The organism is Intrasporangium sp. (assembly GCF_051961875.1).
Lineage (GTDB): Bacteria > Actinomycetota > Actinomycetes > Actinomycetales > Dermatophilaceae > Intrasporangium_A.
The window spans coordinates 1-3,193 of record NZ_JBQCCV010000184.1 but is presented as its reverse complement, the minus strand read 5'-3'; the positions used below and the strand labels follow the sequence as shown (position 1 = coordinate 3,193).

Annotated in this window: 2 protein-coding genes and 1 pseudogene; 2 read left to right on the top strand and 1 reads right to left on the bottom strand. The window is 71.3% G+C overall.

Annotated elements, in window-relative coordinates:
- Positions 1 to 264 (top strand): annotated as a pseudogene (locus ACTHJJ_RS11045) (23S rRNA (adenine(2503)-C(2))-methyltransferase RlmN); the annotation flags it as partial.
- Between the two features lie 128 nt (positions 265 to 392).
- On the top strand, positions 393 to 2,303 hold the full coding sequence (locus tag ACTHJJ_RS11040) for a propionyl-CoA synthetase (protein ID WP_440302993.1): 1,911 nt from the start codon (positions 393 to 395) through the stop codon (positions 2,301 to 2,303).
- 11 nt (positions 2,304 to 2,314) lie between these two features.
- Here the strand turns inward: ACTHJJ_RS11040 and ACTHJJ_RS11035 are convergent.
- Positions 2,315 to 3,193: radical SAM/SPASM domain-containing protein (locus ACTHJJ_RS11035; protein ID WP_440302992.1), on the bottom strand; the 879-nt coding region annotated here is incomplete at its 5' end.

Genomic DNA, 3,193 nt, shown 5'->3' with positions numbered 1-3,193 from the left:
GCCCTCATCCGCGACATCAACGACCAGGGCTGGCGCGCGGACCTGCTCGGCGAGAAGCTCAACGCCCGCGGCAGGGGCTGGGTGCATGTGAACCCGATCCCGCTCAACCCGACGCCGGGATCGAAATGGACCGCGAGCCGCACGGGCGTCGAGCAGAACTTCGTCGAGCGGCTCCGGGCCCACGGGGTCCCGACGACGATCCGCGACACGCGCGGCCAGGACATCGACGGGGCCTGCGGACAGCTCGCCGCCGCCACCGCGTGACCGAGGGGTGACGCGCCGCGTGCGCTTGGTCACAGCCGCGCGGCCGTACATCGCCGATGCCGGGCCGCTCGCCGGTTGCGACTGCCGCACCTCTGGCACTCCGGAACCCTGCCCGGCAGAGTGGGCACATGGGCGATGGAGCGAGCACAGCCGCATACGGGGAGATCTACCGGCGCAGCCTGAGCGATCCTGAGGGGTTCTGGCGCGACGCTGCCGCCGACATCGACTGGATCACGCCACCCGAGCGGATCCTCGACGCCGACAACCCGCCGTTCTACCGCTGGTACCCGGACGCCGTCGTCAACGTCTGCCACAACGCCGTCGACCGCCACGTCGAGGCCGGGCGCGGCGACCAGGCCGCGATCCACTACGACTCGCCGGTGACGGGGAGCAGGCGCACGATCACGTACGCCGAGCTGCTCGACGACGTGCGCGCCGTGGCCGGTGGCCTGACGGGCCTTGGGGTGCAGCAGGGCGACCGCGTCGTCATCTACATGCCGATGGTGCCGGAGGCGGTCGTGGCGATGCTCGCGTGCGCCCGCATCGGGGCGGTCCACTCGGTCGTCTTCGGCGGCTTCGCCCCGCAGGAGCTCGCCGCACGGATCGACGACGCGGCACCCCGTGTCGTGCTGTCCGCTTCCTGCGGGGTCGAGCCGACCCGGGTGGTGCCCTACAAGCCGTTCCTCGACGAGGCGATCAAGCGCTCGGACCACCAGCCGGAGCACTGCGTCATCCTGCAGCGCGAGCAGCTGCGCGCCGAGATGGGGGAGCGCGACATCGACTGGGACGAGCTGGTCTCGAGCGAGTCCGCACGCGCCGGCGCCGACTGTGTGCCGGTCGCGAGCACCGACCCGCTCTACATCCTCTACACCTCGGGCACGACGGGGAAGCCGAAGGGCATCTACCGCGACTCGGGCGGGTATGCCGTCGCCCTACGGTGGTCGATGAAGAACCTCTACGACATCTCGCCCGGCGACACGATGTTCACCGCCAGCGACATCGGTTGGGTCGTCGGCCACTCGTACATCGTGTATGGGCCACTGCTGACCGGGGCGACGACGATCCTCTACGAGGGCAAGCCCGTCGGCACTCCCGATGCCGGGGCTTTCTGGAGGGTGATCCAGGACTACGGCGTCGCCGCCCTGTTCACCGCTCCCACCGCGTTCCGTGCCATCAAGAAGGAGGACGCCGACGGCGCGTTGCTGGGGGGCTACGACCTGTCGGGCTTCCGCACCCTCTATCTCGCCGGCGAGCGGCTCGACCCCGACACCTACGAGTGGGCCAGCGCCAGGCTCGGCGTCCCGGTCATCGACAACTGGTGGCAGACCGAGACCGGCTGGCCGATCGCCTGCAACCCCAAGGGGATCGAGCTGCTGCCCATCAAGCCCGGGTCACCCACGGTCGCCGTCTGTGGCTACGACGTGCGGATCCTCGACGTCGAGGGGAACGAGGCCCCGGCCGGCGCCGAGGGCGCGATCTGCATCAGGCTGCCGATGCCGCCCGGCACCCTGCCGACGCTGTGGCAGGACGACGAGCGCTATGTCAGCTCCTACCTGTCGGCCTACCCCGGCCACTATCTCACCGGTGACGGGGGCTACTTCGACGAGGACGGTTACCTCTTCGTCATGGGCCGTACGGACGACGTTCTCAACGTCGCGGGCCACCGTCTCTCGACCGGTTCCATCGAGGCGGCGCTCGCCGGGCACGAAGCGGTCGCCGAGTGCGCCGTCATCGGGGTGCGCGACGAGCTCAAGGGCCAGGTGCCGCGAGCCCTCGTCGTGCTCAAGTCCGGCATCGACGCGCAGGCCGAAGGCGACCGGATCCGGACGGAGCTCGTCGCCCGGGTCCGGGCCGAGGTCGGAGCCGTCGCGGCCCTGCACCAGGTCGACATCGTCGGGGGCCTGCCCAAGACGCGCTCGGGGAAGATCCTGCGCAAGACGATGCGCGAGATCGCCGACGGCGCGAACCCCGCCGTGCCGGCCACCATCGAGGACGCCTCCGTCCTCGAGGTCCTCGGGCCGGTGCTGCGAGGCCACTGAGTGGGAGCCGGTCACGCGGTGAGGGGCACGTGCACGCAGTTCGGGTCGGAGCCGAGGACGTCTCCGTTCACCGCGTAGGCCTGTGACCGGCTGCCGCCGCAGACGTCCCGGAACTCGCAGGAGCGGCACTTGCCGCGCAGCTGGTCCGGATCGCGCAGGGACCGGAGCAGCGGGCTCGTGCGATAGACCTCCCGGAAGCCGCCGTCGAGCACCGACCCGCACCGCTCTGGCAGGAAGCCGCTGGGGTAGACGTCCCCGCGGTGGTCGATGAAGGCGAAGCCGCGCCCCGAGTTCACCTCGATGGGTGGGCGGGGACGACGCAGAGCCGTTTGCCGCTCAGCGCGGATCGAGGCGCTCGCCGCCGTGTGGCGGTGGTACAGCTCGCCGAGTGCCGGTGCCGGTGCACCGGTCCGTGTCGCACGGGCCCGCTCGATGGCGACGCGCCGGTAGTGGGGAGCCTCCGTCGTCTTGAGGGCGACGAGGTCGGACACGTCGTGCAGCCAGTGCAGCACGTCCTCGACCTGCTCTGCGGTCAGGGCGTCGAGGAGCTGGCCCCGCCCGGTCGGCACGAGGAAGAAGACGCTCCACAGGGATACCTCGAGGTCGAGGACCCGGCGCAGCAGCCCCGGCAGCTCGTCGACGTTGCCGCGAGTCACCGTGGAGTTGACCTGGAGGCGGAAGCCGGCCGCCCTGACGTCGCGTGCCGCGACGAGCGTCTGGTCGAAGACGCCGCGGACGCCGCGGAACGCGTCGTGGGTCGCCGCCGTCGCCCCGTCGAGCGAGAGGGAGACGGCTCCCGCGCCGGCCCCGCGGAGCTCGGCGAGGACCCTCGGTGTGAGCCGTGGAGTCACCGACGGGGAGAGCGCCATGTGCAGGCCGAGCGCATGGCC

Excerpts from the sequence above, each read along its gene's own strand:
- ACTHJJ_RS11040 (WP_440302993.1), top strand. The coding sequence starts at position 393 with ATGGGCGATGGAGCGAGCACAGCCGCATACGGGGAGATCTACCGGCGC.